We start from the raw sequence: 23,245 nt of genomic DNA, 5'->3' as shown, positions 1-23,245 counted from the left end.
ATATATATGTTGTGCGTGAAGAGAGAGTGGCGTACGCATCTAAACATGATCACTTACCTCATCCCTGTGGTCAGTTTAAAGGGAATTCCTCCCTATAAACTGACCACGGGGATCTGTATTTGATCTTTTTAGGGAAAAACTCCCTTTAATTTGGGTGAATACCTGAATTATGCTCCAATATGGATGATTTAGAGGGAGGATTTCCCTAATTACTCGTATTTAAGTGTTTATGAGCAGAATTAGAGGGAGTTATTCCCTAATTAGAAGCAGAATGCCTCATTTAGGCGTCTTTTCAACAGCGGTACGATAAAGGGCAGTCTCGTTCCACACTCATTGATCTGCATTCAAGCGGAGTAAAAAAGTGATGTCCGAGGATAAAGATCTACCCTATTTGTTTCTAACAAACCCTGTTACTAACGAACCTTGTTTTTAACAAATCTGCTTCTAAACGAAATTAGTCTCAAACAAACTCTCTACACACCCCACCCAAATAAACGACCCAAACACAAAGAAGGTATCCCTGAGCCATAACAGCTCGGAGATACCTTCTTTGTTTATACTTAGTTAAACGGTAAATCCACAGCCTTGAAGGCTATGACTTTATCCGTAATTTAATTCCTTATTTCGCGCTTTCGTAACGTTTGCCAACTTCTTCCCAGTTTACTACGTTCCAGAACGCTTTGATGTAATCAGGGCGTTTGTTTTGGTAGTTCAGGTAGTAAGCGTGCTCCCATACATCCAGTCCGAGGATCGGAGTAGCGCCTTCGCTGATTGGGTTGTCTTGGTTAGGTGTGCTTGTTACTGCCAGTTTGCCATCTTTAACAACTAGCCAAGCCCAGCCACTGCCAAAACGAGTAGTTGCTGCTGCTGCAAAATCTTCTTTGAATTTTTCGAATCCTCCCAGCTCGCTGTCGATAGCTGCTGCAAGTGCGCCAGTTGGTGCGCCGCCGCCGTTTGGTCCGATAACTTCCCAGAAAAGGGTATGGTTAGCGTGTCCGCCACCATTGTTACGAACAGCAGTGCGGATAGCTTCTGGTACAGCGTTCAGGTCTGTAAGAAGTTCTTCGATGCTTTTGCTTTGCAATTCAGGTGCCTTTTCCAAAGCTGCGTTCAGATTAGTCACATATGTGTTATGGTGTCTATCATGGTGAATTTCCATCGTCAAAGCGTCGATGTGTGGTTCGAGTGCGTTGTTTGCATAAGGAAGTGCTGGTAATTGAAATGCCATGGAAAAATCCCTCCTGAGTATATTAGAATTTGTATAGATAAAGAACTTCGGCGGTTTATCGTCAAAATTCTTTATTGTTGATATGTACTATAGGGTATCTCCCAATAGGATACTTTAATTAAACAGTATCTGGATCAATAATGCAACACTAAACAAACATAAATGTTTATAAAGTATAATTGGAATGTAAACAGGAATATCAATTGTATTTAGAATGTTAAAAGAAAGAGCCTTCACCCTATAGACATATATCAATATAATTACCCTTATAATGAAACAATGAATCCTAGTCAAAATGTAAACGCTTGATATTAAGCGCTTTCAAAAGAAAAATGATGATATCACGAGAAAAGTGTGCTTTAATAGATTTAAAAGCAGGTATTCCTCGGTATTTGATGCTTTTTTTTATTTTCTCAATGTTAAGGGAACCCCTTCTTTTTGTTAAATTCATAAGCCATAGACAAGGGAGATTTTAAAGAATGCACGTTCGTTCCTTTCAATTAAGCGACGTTAGCCCTGTGACTGATTTGCTGCAAACAGCATTATCGGAAGAATGTTTCGAGAACACTATCGAGCCTTTCTCCAGGCAGCTTTCATGGGATTCAGATCTCATTGTAGTTGCGGAAGATGAAGAAGAAATTGTTGGAGCACTGATTGGTACGATTGAGAAAAACCACGGTTGTTATTTCCGGATTGCAGTACATCCTGATTATCGCCGCAGAGGAGTCGGTAGAAGTCTGGTATCGGCTATGGAATCCAGGTTTCAAGCTCGTAAGGTTAGTGGTATCTACGTAGCTGTCGATGAGCATAATTCTTTTGCCTTGCCATTGTATGAAGCTATGGGATATAGCGAGAATCAAATTTTCAAATCTGTCCGGAAGCTGAGCATTGTTGGGTAATTTCGGTCACTCAGATGCGTAAGCGGAAACATTTACTAAATAAAGAACTATAGTTGATGATATAGTCTGTTTCATTCATACTCAAGCGTATTTTCCAGAAGTCCATTACTAATGGCTGGGAGATATGCTTTTTTATTGTTATAATATCTGCAAGTATAGACATCAATAATTGAGAATAAGAGGTGACATATTGAGTCAGGAGTCCCAAGTAGAGTTCATGCGTAATCGGAAGCAAAGACATAGATCCTCCAGATCAAAGAAAGGCTTTGGAGATCGTTTGGCCGCGGAACTGAAGGAATGGTTGCTTACAGCGGTAGTTGTCTTTGCGGTAATGTCGGTTCTTAATATTTTTGTGTTCAATATATCAACGGTCAAAGGTCAGTCTATGCAGCCAACGCTTGTGGAAGGTGAGAGGCTCTTTATTAATAAGCTTTCATTGATGTTTGTAAACCCAAAACACGGGGATGTCGTCATTCTTCATGATCCTAGTACGGGGCCTAGTCGAAAGGATTTTTTAGTGAAACGTGTCATTGGCATACCTGGAGATATCATAGAAGTGAAGGATCACCAGTTATATGTGAATGGGAAAATAGTGAATGAGCCGTATATAGATACCGAGATTGAAGACCCGGATTTCGCGGCGTTAACGGTGGAGAGCGGAAATTATTTTGTCATGGGAGATAACCGTCATGCTTCAGCAAGCAAAGATAGCCGTTATTTCGGCTCGATCCCTCAGGACATGATTGTAGGCAGAGCGGATTATATCTGGTGGCCGTTGTCTAAACTGAAAGGATTATAAGAAAGATTATTAACGATATGAAAAGGAGAAGGCGGAAATGAACAATACTTTTCAGTCACCGTACGCACCCCCGCCTTCCAAGTGGGCAGAGCTTAAAGCGGAAATTCAGGAGGCTGCGACGTCACTCGGTATTGATGATATCGGGTTTACTACAGCAGAGCCTTTTTTATATTTAAAAAATATTCTGCAAGACCATCGGGACAAAGGTTATGAATCGGGTTTCGAGGAACCAGATTTGGATAAAAGGACGATTCCAGCACTGTCATCCGGGGACAAGCCTTTGTCAATTATTGCAATTGCAGTAGCGTACCCTTCCAAAATGGAGAATCCCCCGAAGTCTGAGCCAGGTGCGCGTAGAGGCATTCTCGCCCGAGCATCATGGGGCAGGGATTATCATCATGTGCTGAGGGAGGCCTTAAGTAAGTTAGAGGACTTTATTCATGAACGTGTGCCGGAGGCTGTGCTGGAAAGTATGGTCGATACCGGTGTGTTGGTAGATAGAGCAGTTGCGGAGAGAGCAGGAATAGGCTTCAGCGGCAAAAACTGTTCCATTATCTCGCCCAAATGGGGATCCTGGATTTATCTGGGGGAGATGGTTACGAACATTCCTTTTGCTCCGGATGAACCTGTTGAAGAAGGCTGTGGGGAATGTACCAAGTGCATTGATGCCTGTCCAACCGGCGCGCTGGTGGGTCCGGGTCAACTTAACGCGCAGGCTTGCATTTCTTTTTTGACGCAGACCAAAGGATTTCTGAGTGACGAATACATGACAAAGATTGGCAATCGTCTATACGGCTGTGATACCTGCCAGATTGTATGTCCCAAGAATCGAGGGAAGAACTGGAATCATCGCCCTCAGATGCTGCCTGATCCTGAGATCGTGAAGCCATTGTTAATGCCGATCCTGGATCTTAGCAATCGTGAATTCAAAGAGAAATTCGGAAATAGCTCTGCTGCCTGGAGAGGCAAAAAACCAATGCAACGAAATGCGATCATCGCTCTCGGTAATTTCAAGGAAGTAGAGGCTGTGCCTAAGCTAACAGAAATTGTTCTGAAAGAGCCGCGGCCTGAGATGCGAGGCACGGCTGCTTGGGCGCTGGGACGCATCGGTGGTGAGGAGGCTCTAGCTGCTGTTGAATCGGCTTTAGATCGCGAAGAGCATGACACGGTAAAAGAAATGCTGAGCCGGGCACAGGATGTGCTCCTTACTGCGAAGCAGGCACGAGAGGACAGTGATGTTAATGAAGGAAAAAGATCATAGACAGGTTGCATATTCCCAATTGCTGTCCAGTTCTCGAAATGCTATGATAGATTCGCGCGCCATATGGCGATGCAGACAATAGAGTGTAGAGGTGGGCTTTAGATGAATATCGCATTACCTATTATTACATTGGTCGTAGGTCTCATCGGTGGATTTTTTATCGGTGTGTATTATCTGCGCAGACAAATGACAACTATGCAGAATGATCCTGAAATGCTGCAAAAGGTTGCGAAACAAATGGGTTATAACCTGAATGGGAAACAAATGCAACGTGCCCAACAGATGATGAAGAATCAGAACCAGACAGGCGCCCGACCAGGAGCAGCTAAAGGGAATAAACGTAGAAGTAAGTAACCGGGTCCGGATAGAAATTATACGGGTGCGGAAGGGGGAGACATCATGGGGAACATCAATGAATACGTGAACGGTAAAGTATCAGAGAACCGTGAGCAAATCGAGTATCACGTTGAGAAAATATTAGAATTAATCGGTGAAGATACCGGCCGCGAGGGACTGCTTGAAACACCAGCACGTGTTACGCGGATGTACGAGGAGATATTCGGCGGTTATTCGATAGATCCCCGCGAGGCGCTCGGTGTTACTTTTGATGAGTCTCATGAAGAGCTAGTGATCGTGAAGGATATCGTCTATTACAGCCAATGTGAGCATCACATGGCTCCTTTCTTCGGTAAAGTGCATATTGGATACATTCCGAGCGGACGGATTGCTGGACTCAGCAAATTAGCCCGCCTAGTTGAAGCAGTGAGTCGGCGTTTGCAGGTTCAAGAGCGCATTACGACGCAAATTGCGGATATTATGACGGAGGTACTAAGCCCTCACGGCGTTATGGTCGTAGTGGAAGGTGAACATCTTTGTATGTGCGCACGTGGAGTGAAGAAGCCAGGAAGTAAGACGGTAACCATGTCTACTAGAGGGGTCTTCCGGGAGGATGCCGCCGCTCGTGCGGAGTTTCTGAGCTTGATTAAAGAATAGTATATAGAGGTGTCTATGCCTCGAAATTAGAAGGACCGATTATTCACTTTTTGTGAGTGATCGGTCCTTTTGGGTCAATATAAGCGAATAGAAGTGATGTCTTCTACGAAGTGAAAAGTGATCAGTAAGGCTTCCATGCCAGTTTACTGGCAGCGGCAAAACGCTCTGACACATATGGCCAGTTGACGACCTTCCACCAATCGTTAATATAATCCGCACGATTATTCTGATGTTTCAGATAGTAGGCATGTTCCCATACATCCAAGGCCAAGAGCGGAACAACGTCCCATTGCGATAAATTTTGGTGTTTTTCTGCAGTGAGAATTTCTAGTCTATGGCTGCGTGGGCTCCAGACGAGAATGGCCCATCCGCCACCTTCTACTTTATTCGCAGCTTCGGTGAACTGTTTCTTGAAGCTGTCATAGCTTCCAAAGCTTTGTTCTATAGCTTCTAATAAAGCACCTGTTGGGCGCCCCCCGCCTTGCGGAGACATCACGTTCCAAAAGATCGTGTGAAGATAGTGGCCTGCGCCATTAAAGGCTAATTCTCTCTCCCAATGTTTAACGAGATCGAAGTCACCGTTCTTACGGGAATCTGCTAATTTAACTTCAGCCTTGTTTAATCCATCTACATAACTTTGATGATGCTTATCGTGATGAATTCTCATCGTCTTTTCGTCAATATAAGGTTCTAGTGCATTATAGGCGTAAGGCAAGGGAGGTAGCGTATGGCCGCCAATGGGTACCGCGTCGTTTTTATCGCGGATATCAGGAACAGTATCAGTAAAAGTAGAGAATCCATCATTTCGCGTGATATCGTCTGTATCGATACTTACGACATAATCCTCTTTATAATCGCGCATGATTTGTGAAAGTTTTCCGGGCGAGCTGAGTGTCTGCAGTACGGCGAGAAAGTATTCTGATTCGCGAATAATATGCAGAATCACAGTAGTTGCAAGGGGGACAGCTTTGACCGCCGCGCTGCTCTCCATGATGGCAAAGAGCTGCCGGACGAACTCTTGGGATTGATTGCAGGAGATATGTAGCAGTTTTTCCGTTTCCGCAGTGAGTTCTGCCTGTGGTGGAGGAGAAGCGGAAAGGGCAGCATTCAATAGCTGCTGTGCCGCCTGCTCTGTTGCACCAAAAACAACGGCCCATTCATCGAGGAGTTTCACATAAGGATCCTCTAATTTAGGTACGATCGCTTTGATGACCTCAGTATGCTCTTTCTCTTGAGTTTTCCAAAATACGATTTCTTCCAGAATACGTACTGGCAGCATCGGCCCGTATACATATAGCATGCCAAGAAAACCTCCCGTGATATGTCTTTATCAGTCCATTATATGAACGGTCTTGGAAGGTTATGAAGAACATAAACTTAGAGTGACTCTTGGGCTTCTTTTTTTCCTGGGGATGAAAACAGCCTCTTCCTAGGATATATTTCTTTCTGTCCCTGGAAGAGGCTGTTCGTATGGTTATTAGCACTTAGTTAGTTACTTGCCATCGCTGGCTGATCGCCATTATTATTTTTGGCCAAATGGACATTCCCTAAGAAAGCGGAGACCCGCCGCAAATACTCACGGGGATGCTCGCGGAACAACAGCTCATGATGACTACCCTCGATGATCCAGGAATCAGAGAACGGATTGTTCTGATTTGCTGCTAGTTCTTCGGCAATAGGATAAGGGGCTTTATCGTCTTTGGTTCCATGCATGAATAGGATAGGGAAAGGATAATCTTTGGACTTAACCTTGGCATAAGGAATTTGATCTAGTCCCGTACCGTTCAGTACCGGGAACAGCATTTCCATGATCGCCAGGGAAGGTTGGCGCGGCAGATCGATATTCTGCTTGATATTATGATACAGCGTGTCTGGTTCTAACAAAAAGGTGCTGTCCAGAATCATCGCGTCGATGTCCTCAGATACTAATCCTGCCTGCAGTGCTGTGCCAGCACCCATGGAGAAGCCCCAAACAACTAGCTCTTTCGCCCCGCGTTCCTTTGCGAAATCAATGGCGCCTAGAAGCTGCTGGGATTCTTTTTTGCCGCCGGTTGCAATATCCTTATTACCTTGGGCAGCAAATCCGTAATCAAACATTACGACATTGAAATTCAGACTGTGTGCATAGTGCGCGAGATCGTACATAGGTACCCAAGACTCTTCGCGGTTGGCACCATAGCCATGACTGAACACGATAGTCTTAGTGGCATCCTTGGCTGGAATATACCAGCCGTTCATCATGCGACTGCCATCCTTAGCTGGGAAGGTTACATCCTCGTAGGCGAGGCCTTTGGCCATCATAGGATTGGAATACAGTGGCGCAACGGTTGGATTGGACAGCACCCAAGCGATGTAGCCATGAAGCGAGACAAAACAAAATGCTAAAAAGAAGAATATAGATAATAGCAATGCAACGATAATATGCTTAACACGGATCATCCGCAGCGATAGTCGTGATGAACTGCCCTGTTTAGGTAGTTTAGGACGACGGGAGACTGACGTGCCTGCTCGGCTGGTTGTCAGATCCATAAGGTCCCCTCCTAAGTATGATGTGAGTACTAGTGCCTAGGATATTTTGTCGAAAATGATACTAAAGCATTAGTATATTTAATATGTTTATCGTAAGTTGAAGCACTTACAAAGTCAATGAATTGGACCGTTTTGTAATGTAACTGTAAAGTGCGGACCAGTCTTTTTCGGCTCAGTGAATATACTGGACTTTCCGTAGAGTTTTGCACTAAGATAGAGTTAATTATAATGTAACCGCGTTTCATTTGATGAAACACGAGGGGGGATTACTGTGGAGGACCGAAAGCTAACGGTACGCGCGGTAGAACGTGCGCTCGACATATTACTTTGTTTTACGCAGGACAGTGATTTAGGGTTAACAGAGATCGCATCAAAGATTGACTTACATAAGAGTACAGTCCACAGATTGCTGGCAACACTCGAGGAAAAGGGCTTTCTTATTCGCAATCCGGCAACAGAAAAATACAGGCTGGGTATACGAATCTGGGAGTTGTCTACGCATCTGCCTGCTTTTGACGAGTCGGCAGCGGTATTGCTGCCATCTATGGAACGGCTGAGAGATCGACTCGGAGAGACGGTAAGTCTTTACTTACGGGATGGTATTGAACGCGTACGTATTCAGGCGGTACAGAGCCAGCAGGCGATTCGTAGAGTCGCACAGATCGGTGCGAGGCTGCCATTATCCGTAGGTGCGTCGAGTAAGGTGTTAGCGGCGTATGCACCGCCTGAGGTGTTGAGAGCGCTGCTGGAGAGTTCGGAGTGGCCGGATTACGTTGAGAAGAGTGTATACAAAGATCAGCTTAATGAGATCATCCGGTTAGGGTATGCTACTAGTTTCGAAGAACGTGAGTCTGGTGCGGCCGCTGTGGCTGTACCTGTCACAGGCCGTAGTGGAAATGTGATTGCGGCATTATCGCTGTCAGGGCCGGTCAGCCGCTTGTCTAGGGATACGTTAGTGGAGTATGCCGCCATCTTGAAGGAAGCAGCAAGTGAAATGGGTATGATGATTCCATAGGAAGAACAGGGTGGTCTCATAAAGTGTGTTTTTCGCTGAATGAGACAGACCGTTAAGAAGCAGAACAGCGATCTCTCCGTTATTGGAGGATCGCTGTTTGTTTTTTTGAGTAAGGGGGGCTTGATTTTGTCGAATAATGGGTACCTGACGACTAACCGAGCTCAGTGTTGCCTTTGGCAATCCACTGCTTACTATGCTGAGATGCTCGGAAGCGCGTAACGTCGTAATACCAGAGCTGGAACACTAGAGTAAAAACGCCGTAACCCGTTCTAGTTTACCAGTAATTTAGGTTGTTCTTCTGATATCTCCCGAGCCATCCGGACTCAGAAGACGCTAATCTACCCCTGAACCCCTAGACTCAGGGCAAGGGTCCAAGCAAACAAAGAAGCCCCAGCAGCCAACAATCGGCTACTGGGGCGCTCCAGCAACAAGGAACTGCCTCACAGCCACTCATGGACGCGAGACATTCCTTGTTAAACCTATTCTACCGATACAGCCGAAGAATCTGTGGCATCTGCCAGCATTTGACGAAGTACAGTTTGTAGAATACCACCATTGCGATAATAATCAATATCAACCGTGCTGTCGAGTCGTGCAGTAACAGGGAAGTCAAATTGAGTACCGTCTTCACGGGTAGCGGTAACAGTTAGATCTTGGCTTGGCGTCACCTCGTTATCGAGACCGGTAATGTTGAAGGTCTCGCGTCCGGTCAGTCCCAAGCTGCTCCAGCCGTGGCCTTCCTGGAATTGCAGTGGAAGCACACCCATACCAACCAGATTGCTGCGGTGAATCCGCTCAAAGCTCTCAGCAATAACAGCTTTAACACCTAACAGAAGTGTGCCCTTGGCAGCCCAGTCACGTGAGCTTCCTGTGCCGTATTCTTTACCGGCGATAACGATGAGATTCTGTCCAGCGTCCTGATACAGCATGGAAGCGTCATAGATGGACATGACTTCGTCACTTGGCAGGAAGGTTGTAACTCCGCCTTCTGTACCTGGAGCTACTGCGTTACGAATCCGGATATTAGCGAATGTACCACGCATCATGACTTCATGATTTCCGCGGCGTGAGCCGTAGGAGTTGAAGTCTGCACGTTCTACACCATGATCGCGTAAATATTCGCCGGCAGGACCAGAGGTAGAGATATTACCTGCAGGTGAGATATGGTCGGTTGTTACGGAATCAGCAAGCAACGCCAGAACGCGTGCATCCTTGATATCCTTGATGTCTCCCAGACCGTCTGCCAGATGCTCAAAAAATGGCGGATTCTGAATATACGTGGAGTTATCGTCCCACTCATACAGCTCGCCTTGTGGAACAGGGATAGAATTCCAACGTTCATTAGCAGTGAATACATTCTCGTATTTACGACGGAACATCTCCGGACTAAGGGAGAGACCAATGGCTTCACGAATTTCAGCAGTAGTTGGCCAAATATCCTTCAGGAATACTGGTTCACCTTGTGGATCAAATCCGAGCGGTTCAGTCTGCAAATCGATATTTACAGTGCCAGCCAGTGCGTAAGCAACTACGAGCGGCGGTGAAGCCAAATAGTTGGCTTTGACCTGAGCATGTACGCGGCCTTCAAAGTTACGGTTACCGGAGATTACAGCAGCTACGGTCATATCGTTATCAGTGATGGCTTGGCTAACCTCTTCAGGCAATGGACCGGAGTTACCGATACAAGTAGCACAGCCATATCCCGCCAAGTAGAAGCCCAGTGCTTCAAGTGGCTTCAGCAGGTCTGCTTTTTCCAAATACTCAGTAACTACCAATGATCCTGGAGTCAAGCTGCTCTTCACGTATGCTGGTTTGGTCAGACCACGTTCCACAGCTTTTTTCGCCAAAAGACCTGCACCAAGCATAACGCTAGGGTTGGAAGTATTCGTACAGCTTGTAATCGCTGCGATCACGACCGCGCCTGTGCTTAGCTTGCTTTTGGTGCCATTTTTATGTTCTATTTCTACGACTTGGGCGATTTTCTCATCGCTGAGACCGTAACCGCCTTTGTCTACAGGTGTACGGATAATTCCTTCGAAATTCTCTTTCATATGCGTAAGCTCGATCCGGTCTTGCGGACGTTTTGGTCCAGCTAAGCTTGGGACGACAGAAGCTAGGTCAAGTTCAATGAAATCGCTGAACTGAGGGTCTGGTGTATTCGAAGTACGGAACATGCCTTGTGCTTTGTAATAAGATTCAACGAGCTCGACCAGATCATCTGGACGACCTGTGCTGCGAAGATAAGCAAGTGTCTCTTCATCTACAGGGAAGAAACCGATCGTTGCTCCGTATTCCGGCGCCATGTTAGCAACCGTTGCCCGGTCAGCAAGACTGATGTTAGCAAGACCAGGACCGTAGAATTCGACGAATTTGCCGACTACGCCTTTTTTACGCAACATTTCAGTAACTGTCAGTGCCAAGTCTGTTGCTGTAGCCCCTTCGATAAGGCTGCCTGTAAGCTTGAAGCCCACTACATCTGGTGTAACAAAATAGAGCGGTTGTCCGAGCATACCTGCTTCAGCCTCAATACCACCTACACCCCAGCCTACAACACCAAGTCCATTGATCATAGTAGTGTGGGAGTCCGTTCCAACAAGGGAATCTGGATAAACGACAGTTTCACCATCGATAGTTTTAGTAGTGGCTACGGAAGCCAAATACTCCAAGTTCACCTGATGCACGATACCGGTAGCTGGAGGAACTGCGCGGAAGTTATTGAAAGCGGTCTGTGCCCAGCGAAGGAAACGGTAACGTTCCTCGTTACGCTCAAACTCCACGTTCATATTATATTCCAAAGCGTCTGCCGTACCGAAAGCATCAACCATAACAGAGTGGTCAATGACAAGGTCAACGGGAACGAGCGGGTTGATCTGTTTAGGATCTCCGCCGGCTTTCTTTACAGTATCACGCATAGCAGCCAGATCTACGACTACCGGAACACCGGTAAAGTCCTGAAGTACGATACGAGCAGGGATAAACGGAATTTCTTTATTGCGATCAATGTCGCCTGACCAATCAGCCAATTGTTTCACATGTTCTTCTGTAATCGCCCGTCCATCAAATTGACGAACAGCCGCCTCAAGTAATACTTTGATCGAGAAAGGAAGGGAAGAGATAGAGCCCAATCCTTGTTCCTCAAGGGAGTTAAGATCATAATAGCGATAAGATTTGCCACCTGATTCCAGGGTGCGGGCCAACGAGAAATGATCCTTGCTTGGCATATGTGCGCCTCCTTGTTTCATCTATTGAAACTCAATTTCACATTGCATGTTATTTAATTATAACGGTTACAAAGAGGGGAGTAAAGTTTTTTTTCCTATATATAAAGCCCGAATATCGCATCTCAGAAACCATTTAGAGTTACCTCTAAAACGTAAGCTATAAGTAAAGCATATGCCCTACCATGTAAATTGAAGCGATCTGTATAGCGGCCTGTTTCCTTTCATATACATAGAGCAGTAGTTAAAAGGGAATGAAGGGGTGCGAGTATAATGGAACAACAGTGGAAGCAGAGTCTATATGTATATGTAGATCAAGTGAATAAGGCCAGGGTGGAACCTAAGTCCTCATCGCAAACAGTTTCCGTATCCGTTAAAGATCCGCGTTTTCTGGTGGAGCAAGGGGAACGTTCACGCCGTATTGCTGAATGGTATACCGCTCGTGGGATCACTCCGCTGCGTGGGGAAACAGGTGTAAAGACTTTACGGACCGTCCGGCAGACTCCGACTGAGGTGGTAGCAGAGGTTACGCTGCATAGTGCACTCTATTATGAAAAAGGAGGCGTTAACCACCGCGAGGATAGGGTTGAGCTGGAGCGGTTGACCTTTGTGCGGGACGGAGGGGGTTGGGAAATTGCTGCTATAGAACGAACCATTCCCGAAAGGAATACAGTTCATAGAGCTGAGGCGGAGTTATCAGGCAGGTTGTCCAAATGGGGGGAAGCTTTGCCTGCTCCGCTGCCATCACAGCCCCTTCTAAACCGGAATATTCTTGGTGAGATCTCGGGCTCAAGAGAGGTTCGCTACAATCGTGAAGAAGCGGTGGCTTATGCCGACCGTTGGTGGAAAGACGGGAATCCGGAGTTCGAAACATTTGAGGTGGATTGTACGAATTATGTCTCCCAATGCCTCTTTGCAGGGGGCGCGCCTATCAACTATACTGGTAAAAGAGAAACGGGCTGGTGGTACAAAGGCTACCAAGGAAAACAAGAATGGTGGAGTTATAGCTGGGCTGTATCAGACAGTCTGCAGCACTATTTGAGCGTTAGCCGGAGCAATGGCTTGCGTGCGGAAGTCATGGAGCGGCCGGAGCAATTGATGCTGGGCGATATCATTCAATATGACTGGGATGGCAACGGGCAATATCAGCACAGCACGATCGTCACAGCCTTTGATGCTGGTGGCATGCCGCTTGTGAATGCACGTACCGTTAGCAGTCGTCATCGCTTCTGGGACTATCGTGATTCCTACGCATGGACGGATCAAACGAAATACCGTTTTTTTCATATTAACGACTATTTATAAGACAGAAAGAGGTTATAAAGGTATGGGGAACGCAAAACTAACCGTAGGGCTGGCGTACGGGGGCAAATCCGGAGAACATGAGGTATCGCTACAGACGGCTTTTGCCGTGATGAACTCATTTGATTACGATAAATATGAGATTATCCCTTTTTATATTTCAAAACAGGGCTTGTGGAAAGTCGGAGAGACGTTATCGGCACCTTACAGTGAGGTAGAGCAGCTTAAACTTTCAGATGCAACGGAAGATATGGGCACAGCTCTGAATGTAGTATTTAGTGGACTATCCGGTGGGGAAAATGCGGTGGACGTCATGTTCCCACTATTGCACGGCACGTATGGCGAGGACGGCACGATTCAAGGGTTGTTCGAAATGGCGAATATTCCTTACATTGGGGCTGGTGTTCTTGCCTCTTCGGCAGGGATGGATAAGGTTGTTATGAAGAAGCTATTCGCTGATGCAGGTCTGGATCAGTGTGAATATTGTTATTTTAACATCAGCGCTTGGAAAAGAAAAAGTCATGAGTTGATTGTGGGTGTAGAGGATAAACTGGGATATCCAGTATTCGTAAAGCCTGCTAATCTGGGCTCAAGTGTAGGTATTTCTAAGGCTTCTGATAAGGAAAGTCTTGTAAAAGCTATAGACTTCGCCTTCCGTTATGACACCAAAGTCATTATTGAGGAATTCGTGGATGCTCGTGAGGTAGAGGTCGGTGTGCTCGGAAATGATGAGCCAGAGGCCTCTGTTCCGGGTGAAATCGTTTCTTCTGGAGAATATTATGACTACGCAGCTAAATATACGGACGGCAAATCGCAAATGATGATTCCTGCGCCAGTAGATTCTGAAGTTGCCGATCATTTGCGGGAGTCCGCGATAACCGCTTTTCGAGCGATTGAGGGTAGCGGGATTACCCGGGCGGACTTCTTCCTGCGGAGATCGGATGGTAAAATTCTAATAAACGAAGTGAATACGATGCCCGGCTTCACGCCTTACAGCATGTATCCATTATTGTGGCGTGAGACAGGTGTGTCCTATAGAGCTCTGCTAGACCGTATGATTGAGTTAGCTTTAGAGCGCTATAATTTCAAACAAGGTCTTAAGTATGACAATGAGTAATTGAAGCTACCAGCGGGTTTATAGCGACTAGAAAGGGGCGAAAAAATATGGGTTTTCAAACTGAATTCAATTCCGTCTGTAAGTTCAAAAATGAACAAGAGCTGTACGAGCTGCTGGAGTACGGGCGTACCAAAATGGTGAAGCAGGGCTTTCGCGTATATCCGACAGGTCAGAAGGTGATTGCCTACACGCCTGAGAATGTAGCTGTAGCGATTGTCAAAATCTCTGCTTCGATTGCAGAGATTAATTTTCAGGGGCATGAGGTTACAGCGGTCGAAATGGAACTCGTGCGTAAACTGAATGAAGAAGAATCCAAAGTACAGACTGCACTAGCAGATGAAATGTTTTTTGGATCGCAGGGATGATAGTCCGATTTGGATATGTAGCGATGTCCACCGTTATTAAAGACTGCTCTCCATCCAAAACCATGACGATGGCCTCCTTCAAGAAGCTGGATGACCGTGAAGCGGCACTTCGTCGTCTGGAGAACCTCGCTCGGATGAATCTGCATAATACACTGCGACTAATGAAGCATAATGTGGGTTCGGACATCTTCGTGTATCGTCTCACTTCTAAGCTGATTCCTCTAGCGACGCATCCTGATTTACAGGATTGGAATCCGTTTGCTGCGCTCGCTGAGGAATTCGCGGAAGTGGGGCAATATGTGAAAAAGCATGGGATGCGGGTGTCTTTTCATCCAGATCACTTTACAGTGCTTAGTACACCCCGTCCTGAGGTGCTAGTAAGTTCCATCCGGGATTTGCAGCACCACACGGACATGCTGAATGCCATGGGTCTTCCTGCCATGGCGAAGAACAATATTCATATCGGCGGAGCCTACGGGGACAAGCCGGTGGCAGCCAAGCGGTTCGAGGAGCATTTCCGCGAGCTACCAGCAGCGCTGCAGGCGCGAATTACGCTGGAGAATGATGATAAGACCTTCACAGCCCCGGAGACACTGGCAGTCTGCCAGAATGTAGGTCTGCCGATGGTGCTGGATATTCACCATCAATGGGTGAATAATGAAGGAGAGCTCCCTTGGGAGCTGTGGCCTGACATTCAGCAGACATGGCGGAGTGAGCTTGCGCAGAAGGATGTTCCATCGGGAGAGCTTTTGCCGCCTAAGATTCATGTATCTAGTCCGCGCAGTCCGTCTGATCCACGCAGCCATGCAGATGGTGTGGAGCCTGCGCCATTGGTAGCTTTTTTAAAGCGAATAGCTGCAGATACCCCTGCTCTCGATGTTATGATTGAGGCAAAACTAAAAGATGGTGCGTTATTTGGATTGATGGAAGCAATGAAGGAGCTGGCTGATGCCGGTAACGGAATTTCCGTATTAAATGGGGCAAGTGTGAATATTGAACCTTAAACAATGAAAATAAGGCGATAGGTCCCGAATACGGGCCCTATCATGACTTGATATGTAACTTGAAATAGGGTACGTTGAATGAAACTTTATTACGATTAGATTAACATTCAAGGGATCATAGAAATGGGTATCCCTATGGCGGAACTTTGAGAACGTTTTGGCGTATTGAACGGTATTGTGAATAGGATTGCTAAAAATTTCATGCCAATGGCGATTATGTTCAAGGAAGCGGAGTGAAGATATGAGTCCTATAAAACCAGAGGGTAAGACCGAACGTGAACCCTATGTAGTAACGAGCAAGGGACATACGGCGGTAGCCATTAATGCTGCTGCCAAAGCAGGAGAGTGGATAAAGAGCAGACAGGGTCTGGTGAATGAACTTAGTACGAAAACATCGGCTCAGGATCTTGTTACGGAAGTAGATAAAGGCGTTGAACAGATGATCCGCCGATTGATTCTGACACATTATCCAGATCATGCGATCCTTGGTGAGGAAGGCGTATCCCCGGGAGCAGCAGCAGCGACGGCTGCATTGGAAGAAGCTCGTGAGCATGAATATCTGTGGATTGTAGATCCTGTAGATGGTACGACTAATTTTGTACACGGATTTCCGTTTTACTGTGTCTCCATTGCTTTGGTGATTCGTGGAGAATTATCGGTTGGTGTAATTTACGATCCGATTCGTGATGAAATGTTCGTTGCTGAAAAAGGTAAGGGAGCCTACATGCATGGTGTTCCTACCTCAGTATCTACAGAGAACGTTTTTGGAGATAGCTTGATTGCTATGGGCTTTCCGCCGGACCGTGAATTTGCGCAGCCTGTCAATATGGCAGGACTACAGAGCATTCTTCCGCAGATTCGTGGTATTCGCGCAGGAGGTTCAGCTGCTCTACACTTGGCTTATGTGGCGGCAGGTCGGGTAGATGGATACTGGGAAGTAGGCTTAAGCCCCTGGGATTGTGCAGCAGGAGTACTTCTAGTGCTGGAATCAGGGGGCAGAATTACGGATACGCTTGGGCGTCCATATGATATTGGCACTCGTCATATAGTTGCAAGTAATGGTCATATTCACGAATATTTGGTTTCGTCACTGAAGAATGCTGAAGCAACAGGATATAAGCTTTAGGGAGGACGATGCATCATGAGCGAGAAGGATGATCTTGAACGCAAGCTAAGCGAAATGTTGGTTGATGGAGAGATGGAACAGGGTGACCGTATAGCTAAAGAAATCCGTGAGATCTCTCCGAAGTATGAGATTCGTATCCAGACCACAATGGATCCTATTGTGGAGGAGACGCTGCGGTACCGTAAGATTGGACGTGAACTAGACGAGCGTTATGATAAATATCTGGAACGTGCCGGGAAAAATTTGAATTCACAAGAGGATTCCAATAAAGAATAAGACATTCGTTGCTAGCTGTGATAATAATTGTGATTTTCAGAGCGGTTTCCCGAATATGGGTGGCCGCTCTTTTGCGTTGCTATCAGGGATGGTAGAATGAGAATTAGAACATTTTGGGAGGGATACGATGCTAAGCAAGTGGAGAAGAATTTTAGCAGCCAGCACAAGCAGTATGCTTTTGTTATCTGTGCTGATTGGCGTAGGTGCCGGATCGGCAAATGCAGCTGACACGTCTGCAACACAAGATGCAAGTCAGGATGTCTTTCGCATCGTAGCTCTTGGCGATTCGATTACTGCCGGATATGAGCCGGGAATGACGGATGTGAATACCAAGCCTTACGGCTATGCGGAGCGACTACTGGAGCAGGGTTGGTATCATGGCAGGAGCGAGCTTACCAATTATGGTATTTTAGGACTGACTACTGCTGGATTACGTAATTACACAGGGTCAATCAAGGATGGCTCAGTGATTACGGCTGAAGGTATTCAGTCAGGTCTTCCAGATCCGCGGATAGACCAATTCGTAAAATTAACCCCTCAGATTGCATCAGAGCTGAAGGAAGCCGATCTGATTACGATTACAATTGGGGGGAATGATGTAAGCCGTCTTTTCTTACAGGTTAAGGAGCTGACAGATACAGATTTTGAATCTCAGCTGGAGCAGAAGCTGGCGGATTACAATACGAATGTGAAGGCAAGTCTTGAGAATATTCGTGCGATAAATCCACAAGCAACAATTATACTGGCTGATCAATATCAGCCTGCTCCTAAGATCGCTCTTGGTGCGATGTACACTAAATTGATGACCGCAGCAGCGAAATTTACGGATTCGGCAGATCGTGTGGCTGCAAGTATGAATCAAGAAGGAGCAAATGTAGTAGTAGCTCATGTAGCGGCAAAGTTTGCCGGCTCAGAGGGATCACTCACGCATATTATCGGGGCCGGACAAGCGGATTTTCACCCTACGCAGCTCGGATACGAGACCATTGCAAAAGTATTTGCTGAATTACAATGGGGGGAATACCGCATTCCCACTGTAATGGCGATGGCTGCAGATGCTGTACCGATGTCGATTGTTGTAAAGGGTGTAGAGTTAAATACGCCGAATAAGCCCATCCTTAAGAATGGTCAGAACTTCTTGGCGCTTAAAGATATTCTAAATGCCGTAGGCGCTAATGGAAAGTGGGATAATAAGACCTCCAGTGCGACTATTGAATACGGTGGACGGACTGTTGTAATCACGATCGGCAGCAAATTTATTAAGGTGAATGGACAGAATGTAGCCATTGATACCCCTGCTTTTCTGCAAAAGGTAGGCAAAGAAGATAAAACTTATCTTCCCCTTGCCGCATTGGCGACCGGACTTGGATTTGATGTTAATTATAGTAGCAAACTGCGAACGGCTTTCATAAATCCATAAATCTGCATACTATACCATAAGTACTTTAAATTAAGCCCGTAAGGCAAAGGTGGATGGAATATTGTCTAGTTCAAAATTTAGTGCTGAATATATCATCACAATGGATGATATTGTACGGGAAGGTCATCCCGTGCTTCGTACCGTGGCACAGCCGGTGGAGCTTCCTTTACAGAAGGAGGATCGTGAGACTCTGCAATGTATGCTTCAGTTTCTGAAGAACAGCCAGGATCCGGAGATCTCCGAAGAATACAATTTACGTTCGGGCGTAGGTCTGTCAGCGAATCAAATCGGACTGTTGAAGCGTATGTTTGTAATGTACTCTACGGATGAAAGAGGGCGGATTGTAGAGCATGCTTGGGTTAATCCTAAAATCATCAGTCACTCACTAACCATGGTATACTTACCGGAGAGCGAGGGATGTCTGTCGGTTGATCGGCCGGTGCATGGATTTGTACCTCGTTATGAATCTGTGAAGGTAAAGGGATATGATCTTGAAGGTAAGGAAGTGGTCCTTAAATTTAAGGGCTACCAAGCCATCATCATCCAGCATGAGATTGATCATCTCGATGGGATCATGTTCTACGACCGAATCAACAAGGAAAATCCATTCAAGCTTCCTCAGGGAGTGGAAATCCGTAACTTGTACGAGTAAAAGAAAATCTCCGAATCATAAAGCGTGTGGTCTTGCAGCATTAAGCTGAGGGGCACATGCTTTTTTTCTATCTGCAAGATTGAATGATTTCAAATATTTTACAAATTAATCCAAAGGAGGTACCATGTAGATAATGGGTAGAAATTAATTTTATTATCAGAAGGAGGTTATGAAATGGGGTGGGGTAGAATGCCAATAAGAGGCGTGGTCAACGAATATAATGATGAGGTTAAGAAGATTGATGAGCAGATTTTGACTCTGATTCAGGAACGTAAAGCTATAACAGGCAAAAAACGGTTCTCCCCCGAAAGTGAGCTCCTTGAGGAGTGGTCAACTAGATTCGAGATGGACACTGCTCAGATTGTACAGTATATACACAGTCTGAATGAGGCTGTGCCCAGACGGAAATATTGGGAAGAGCCCGGTTTACTGCTCGGCGTTCTTCCAATTGTGAAGCGGACAGTCCTCGAAGAGTGCGAGTATACACTTACACATGCTATGCAGTATGAAACGCTCAGTATAGTTACTGTGGAGATTAAGTATTTAAAAGAAACAGTGGAGCACGTTTATCTTAAACCGGCTCTAACATTGGAGATTTTGAGCGAGGCAGCCTATGAAATCCAGCCGCATGGAGGTCACGGAGGGGGAGCTCATACACAAATGCAATTCTTGGTCTCGCCACCGCTGCCAGCGGATCTGGATACGGTTCAATTTGCCTTAATACCCGGAGGAGACCAAATGTTTCGACCTACCATGACAGAGATTATATTGGACAAGCAAATTGACTTCGAATAGTGCCAATGCAAAAAAACCTACCACCAAGCTTGGTGGTAGGTTTTAGTATGTTTAGTGGCTGTAAATAACGTCTTATTTCTCAGCCGCCATAGCGCGGAATGAATCTTCTGCTGCAATCAGCGTAGCGTCGATATCTGCATCTGTATGTGCTGTCGTTAGGAACCAAGCTTCATATTTCGAAGGGGCGAGGTTAATCCCTCGGTTCAACATGTGACGGAAGAAGCTACCGAACAATTCGCCATCTGTATCCTGTGCCTCATCGTAATTCGTAACTGGATGCTTACAGAAATGAGTAGAGAATGAACCACGGATGCGGTTAATCGTCAGCGGAATGCCATGACGGTCAGCAGATTCCTGGAGTCCATCGACGAGGCGAATCGCAAGACGTTCCATCTCATCGTATACGCCTTCTGCGCTCAGCACTTCCAGACAGGCAATCCCTGCGGAAATGGAAGCAGGATTTCCCGCCATTGTTCCCGCTTGGTAAGCTGGTCCTAGCGGTGCTACTTGTTCCATTACATGCTTACGACCACCGTAAGCACCGATCGGCAGGCCGCCACCGATGATTTTGCCGAGGGCTGTAAGGTCAGGAGTAATGTCTTCATGATTATCCAGTCCTGCATACGTCTGTGTGGAACCGTAGTGGAAGCGGAAGGCCGTAATGACTTCGTCATAGATAACGAGGGAGCCGTTAGCATGAGCCAGCTTGCAGAGCCCTTCGAGGAATCCCGGCTTCGGCATCACCATACCGAAATTACCGACGATCGGTTCAACCATTACAGCGGCGACATCTTCGCCCCATTTTTCTAGTGCCTCTTGCAGGCTTTCCAGATCATTAAAAGGAACAGTGATTACTTCCTGTGCAATACTGCTAGGAACGCCGGCACTATCTGGAATACCAAGCGTAGAAGGCCCGGATCCTGCTGCTACAAGCACCAGATCAGAATGACCATGGTAACAGCCAGCAAATTTTACGATTTTGCTGCGCTTTGTATAAGCACGAGCTACACGAATGGTAGTCATAACCGCTTCGGTACCGGAATTGACGAACCGCACCTTATCCATTGAGGGAATTGCTTCTTTTAGCATTTTCGCAAGTTTGATTTCGAGCTCTGTTGGAGTTCCGTAAAGAACACCATTTTCTGCTGCTGTAGTAATTGCTTTCGTTATATGCGGGTGAGCATGGCCGGTAATGATCGGTCCATACGCTTGGAGATAATCGATATATTCATTGCCATCTACATCCCAGAAGTGAGATCCACTGGCACGTTTCATAAATACAGGTGCTCCGCCCCCAACGGCTTTGAAAGAACGGGAAGGGCTATTTACACCTCCAACAATATGTTGAAGGGCTTCGTGATAAAGTTGCTCAGATGTGGAACGATTCATAATGTGATCATCCTTTCGATTGTTGGTGCTCATGGCAACGGGCGAACAACGGTGTTTCCGCTGTCCGCCCGTATTATACCATTGCCTGTAGTGTCTACTTGTGAACGTTGCTTGTCAGATCTTTATTGGGTTCCGCTAGTACTACTATTTGAAGTAGTTTCTGATGAAGGTGATGGTGTAGGCGTTGGCTCAGGACCATTTAAGGTATCCTGCACAAATTCCCTTAACTTATTTTCACTGCGAATGCCGATAACCTGTGATCCGTCACTTGTAGTTTCCTCTTTGAGCAGATCCATCGGCGGAATTTGCTCACTACCGCCCATAGTACTGTCGTACCCGACGGTTGCCAGCTTCCACATATCATTTACTGACAGATTGGTTTCGATATAAGGCGTAACTTGAGACAGGATACTTGGCAGCTTGATTATGGATGTGGTCTGGATCAGTTTGTCAGCCACAACCTTGAGAAATGCACGCTGGCGCTCGGTCCGAGTGAAGTCGGAGGTAGCGTCATGCCGAAAACGTACATACTGCAGAGCTTTATTACCGTCGAGATGCTGATATCCTTTTTTAAGATCAATGTCATACTCGGGACCATCTGCAATGGTCTTGTACACCATGTCTTTCTCGACTTCATAATCTACACCACCAACGGCATCTACTAGCTTGATGAATCCTTGGAAGTCCGTGTAGACATAATATTGAATCGGGATGCCGAGCAGGTCGCTTACAGTCTGCATCGCCGTGTTAGGCCCATAAATGATAGCTGAATTAATACGTTTTTCTCCGTGATCTGGAATCGGAACGTAAGTATCTCTAAGAATTGAGAATACGGTGATTTTCTTCTTCACGGGATCAAGTGAGGCGACGAGCATTGTATCGGAACGAGGAATTTCCCCCTTCTTGACACCGCGGGCATCCACGCCCATTAGTAGTATATTAACAGGCTCTGTACCTTCCCACTTTGGAGGTTCTGGCGTGTCAACATCAACAGTCTCGGCATTTTTAAATGGTGAATCCTCGGTGTTCGACATGCTGCCAAGCTCATTGACAATGGAAGTAAAGTAATAAATGGCTCCACCGATAATAAGTAAGAGTATAATGGCCAGTGTCCAAAGCAGAGGTTTCTTTTTTGACTTACCAGTCTTTGCGTGCCTTTTCTTTCTAGGTGGCATTTCTCGTTCTTCCTTTCGCATTCACATTCTCTACATTATAATTTCTTTTGGGGATACGCGCAATTCATGCTCGATCCTCCAATATCAAGAAGGAGTGGATATAACTTGAACGTAGTAGCTATTGGACAAAAAGTACCGAATTTCACCCTTCCGTCCTCTACTGGACAAGAGGTTAGTTTAAGTGATTACTTGGGCCGAAAGGTCATTGTATACTTTTATCCTAAAAATATGACACCAGCCTGTACGCAGGAGGCCTGCGAATTCCGTGACGCCTATGATCAAATTTCTACGCTTGGTGCGGTTGTTCTAGGCATCAGCCCAGATCCCTTGGCGTCGCATATCCGATTTACGGAGAAGAATAGTCTGCCATTTCCACTGTTGTCTGATGAAGATCATAAGGTTAGTGAAATGTTTGGAGTATGGCAGCTTAAGAAGCTTTATGGTAGAGAATTCATGGGCATTGTACGTTCTACTTTTTTGATTGATGAGCAGGGGATCTTACTTCAAGAATGGCGGAAAGTACGAGTGAAAGGTCATGTAGCATCCACCATAGCAGGGATTTCCAAATCATAAAGTTTGTTAATAACTTTTTGTAAAAGTCTGTTACATTTTTAACAGCTTTCATTAGGTGTTGTCATGATATAGTTTCCTCATAATTGCTTCAAATTTGGAGCAAGACGAG

The 23,245-nt window shown here is 46.0% G+C and carries 21 protein-coding genes and 1 pseudogene; 16 read left to right on the top strand and 6 right to left on the bottom strand.

The features are described from left to right. Positions 1–619 precede the first annotated feature (619 nt). A complete protein-coding gene (locus tag CA600_RS13970; protein ID WP_042184652.1) occupies positions 620–1,228 on the bottom strand; it encodes a superoxide dismutase in 609 nt (202 codons plus the stop codon). Positions 1,229–1,707: 479 nt separating this feature from the next. On the opposite strand from CA600_RS13970, the gene CA600_RS13965 reads away from it, so the two are divergent. From CA600_RS13965 to folE, 5 genes and pseudogenes are all read left to right on the top strand, one after another. After that, complete coding sequence (locus tag CA600_RS13965; RefSeq protein WP_036676822.1) at positions 1,708–2,127, top strand: GNAT family N-acetyltransferase; 420 nt, start codon at positions 1,708–1,710, stop codon at positions 2,125–2,127. 190 nt (positions 2,128–2,317) lie between these two features. Further along, a complete protein-coding gene (lepB, locus tag CA600_RS13960) occupies positions 2,318–2,926 on the top strand; it encodes a signal peptidase I (RefSeq protein ID WP_256989847.1) in 609 nt (202 codons plus the stop codon). Positions 2,927–2,963: 37 nt separating this feature from the next. After that, positions 2,964–4,160, top strand: a pseudogene (gene queG, locus CA600_RS13955) (tRNA epoxyqueuosine(34) reductase QueG); the annotation flags it as partial. Positions 4,161–4,289: 129 nt separating this feature from the next. Further along, a complete protein-coding gene (locus CA600_RS13950) occupies positions 4,290–4,541 on the top strand; it encodes a YneF family protein (protein WP_042123938.1) in 252 nt (83 codons plus the stop codon). A gap of 45 nt (positions 4,542–4,586) precedes the next feature. Then, positions 4,587–5,180 carry a GTP cyclohydrolase I FolE gene (gene folE / locus CA600_RS13945; protein WP_042123940.1) on the top strand — a complete coding sequence of 198 codons (594 nt, stop codon included), beginning with the start codon at positions 4,587–4,589 and terminating at the stop codon, positions 5,178–5,180. Positions 5,181–5,301: 121 nt separating this feature from the next. Here folE and CA600_RS13940 read toward each other — a convergent pair whose 3' ends face one another. Both CA600_RS13940 and CA600_RS13935 read right to left on the bottom strand, forming a co-directional pair. Then, positions 5,302–6,480 (bottom strand): Fe-Mn family superoxide dismutase, encoded by a 1,179-nt coding sequence (locus tag CA600_RS13940; protein WP_094870721.1) that lies wholly within the window; start codon positions 6,478–6,480, stop codon positions 5,302–5,304. A 188-nt stretch (positions 6,481–6,668) separates the two neighbouring features. Next, positions 6,669–7,709, bottom strand: coding sequence for an alpha/beta hydrolase (locus CA600_RS13935; RefSeq protein ID WP_076285877.1), 1,041 nt, complete (start codon positions 7,707–7,709; stop codon positions 6,669–6,671). 271 nt (positions 7,710–7,980) lie between these two features. Here CA600_RS13935 and CA600_RS13930 point away from each other — a divergent pair, with 271 nt between their 5' ends. Then, the gene (locus CA600_RS13930; RefSeq protein ID WP_094870720.1) at positions 7,981–8,724 is read left to right on the top strand and encodes an IclR family transcriptional regulator; all 744 of its coding nucleotides are present in this window, start codon (positions 7,981–7,983) and stop codon (positions 8,722–8,724) included. A gap of 479 nt (positions 8,725–9,203) precedes the next feature. Here the strand turns inward: CA600_RS13930 and acnA are convergent, their stop codons facing one another. Continuing rightward, positions 9,204–11,945, bottom strand: a complete 2,742-nt coding sequence (gene acnA / locus CA600_RS13925; RefSeq protein WP_094870719.1) for an aconitate hydratase AcnA — start codon at positions 11,943–11,945, stop codon at positions 9,204–9,206. 270 nt (positions 11,946–12,215) lie between these two features. Between acnA and CA600_RS13920 the strand changes: the two genes are divergently transcribed. From CA600_RS13920 to CA600_RS13880, 9 genes are all read left to right on the top strand, one after another. Continuing rightward, entirely contained in the window at positions 12,216–13,247 is a 1,032-nt protein-coding gene (locus tag CA600_RS13920) for an amidase domain-containing protein (protein WP_094870718.1), read from the top strand. Between the two features lie 22 nt (positions 13,248–13,269). Continuing rightward, positions 13,270–14,361 (top strand): D-alanine--D-alanine ligase, encoded by a 1,092-nt coding sequence (locus CA600_RS13915; RefSeq protein WP_094870717.1) that lies wholly within the window; start codon positions 13,270–13,272, stop codon positions 14,359–14,361. 47 nt (positions 14,362–14,408) lie between these two features. Continuing rightward, positions 14,409–14,726 (top strand): hypothetical protein, encoded by a 318-nt coding sequence (locus CA600_RS13910; protein WP_094870716.1) that lies wholly within the window; start codon positions 14,409–14,411, stop codon positions 14,724–14,726. After that, entirely contained in the window at positions 14,723–15,730 is a 1,008-nt protein-coding gene (gene uvsE / locus CA600_RS13905) for a UV DNA damage repair endonuclease UvsE (RefSeq protein ID WP_094870715.1), read from the top strand. Before CA600_RS13910 ends, uvsE begins: the two co-directional genes overlap by 4 nt. 241 nt (positions 15,731–15,971) lie before the next feature. After that, complete coding sequence (locus CA600_RS13900) at positions 15,972–16,856, top strand: inositol monophosphatase family protein (RefSeq protein ID WP_094870714.1); 885 nt, start codon at positions 15,972–15,974, stop codon at positions 16,854–16,856. Between the two features lie 15 nt (positions 16,857–16,871). Next, complete coding sequence (locus CA600_RS13895) at positions 16,872–17,132, top strand: hypothetical protein (RefSeq protein WP_094870713.1); 261 nt, start codon at positions 16,872–16,874, stop codon at positions 17,130–17,132. A 127-nt stretch (positions 17,133–17,259) separates the two neighbouring features. After that, positions 17,260–18,552 carry a stalk domain-containing protein gene (locus CA600_RS13890; RefSeq protein ID WP_094870712.1) on the top strand — a complete coding sequence of 431 codons (1,293 nt, stop codon included), beginning with the start codon at positions 17,260–17,262 and terminating at the stop codon, positions 18,550–18,552. Positions 18,553–18,652: 100 nt separating this feature from the next. Then, the gene (gene def / locus CA600_RS13885) at positions 18,653–19,204 is read left to right on the top strand and encodes a peptide deformylase (protein WP_094870731.1); all 552 of its coding nucleotides are present in this window, start codon (positions 18,653–18,655) and stop codon (positions 19,202–19,204) included. Between the two features lie 174 nt (positions 19,205–19,378). Continuing rightward, entirely contained in the window at positions 19,379–19,999 is a 621-nt protein-coding gene (locus CA600_RS13880) for a hypothetical protein (protein ID WP_094870711.1), read from the top strand. Positions 20,000–20,071: 72 nt separating this feature from the next. Here the strand turns inward: CA600_RS13880 and CA600_RS13875 are convergent, their stop codons facing one another. Both CA600_RS13875 and CA600_RS13870 read right to left on the bottom strand, forming a co-directional pair. Then, positions 20,072–21,388: a glutamate-1-semialdehyde 2,1-aminomutase gene (locus tag CA600_RS13875; RefSeq protein ID WP_094870710.1), complete on the bottom strand. Its 1,317-nt coding sequence runs from the start codon at positions 21,386–21,388 to the stop codon at positions 20,072–20,074. Between the two features lie 122 nt (positions 21,389–21,510). Beyond that, the gene (locus CA600_RS13870; RefSeq protein ID WP_094870709.1) at positions 21,511–22,563 is read right to left on the bottom strand and encodes an LCP family protein; all 1,053 of its coding nucleotides are present in this window, start codon (positions 22,561–22,563) and stop codon (positions 21,511–21,513) included. 105 nt (positions 22,564–22,668) lie between these two features. Between CA600_RS13870 and bcp the strand changes: the two genes are divergently transcribed. Next, positions 22,669–23,136, top strand: a complete 468-nt coding sequence (gene bcp / locus CA600_RS13865; protein WP_256989846.1) for a thioredoxin-dependent thiol peroxidase — start codon at positions 22,669–22,671, stop codon at positions 23,134–23,136. Positions 23,137–23,245 lie beyond the last annotated feature (109 nt).

The sequence above is a fragment of the Paenibacillus sp. VTT E-133280 genome (genome assembly GCF_002264385.1).
GTDB lineage: Bacteria > Bacillota > Bacilli > Paenibacillales > Paenibacillaceae > Paenibacillus_AQ > Paenibacillus_AQ nitricinens.
Note: the sequence above shows the minus strand (reverse complement) of the source record. Positions and strands in the feature narration are given on the sequence as shown.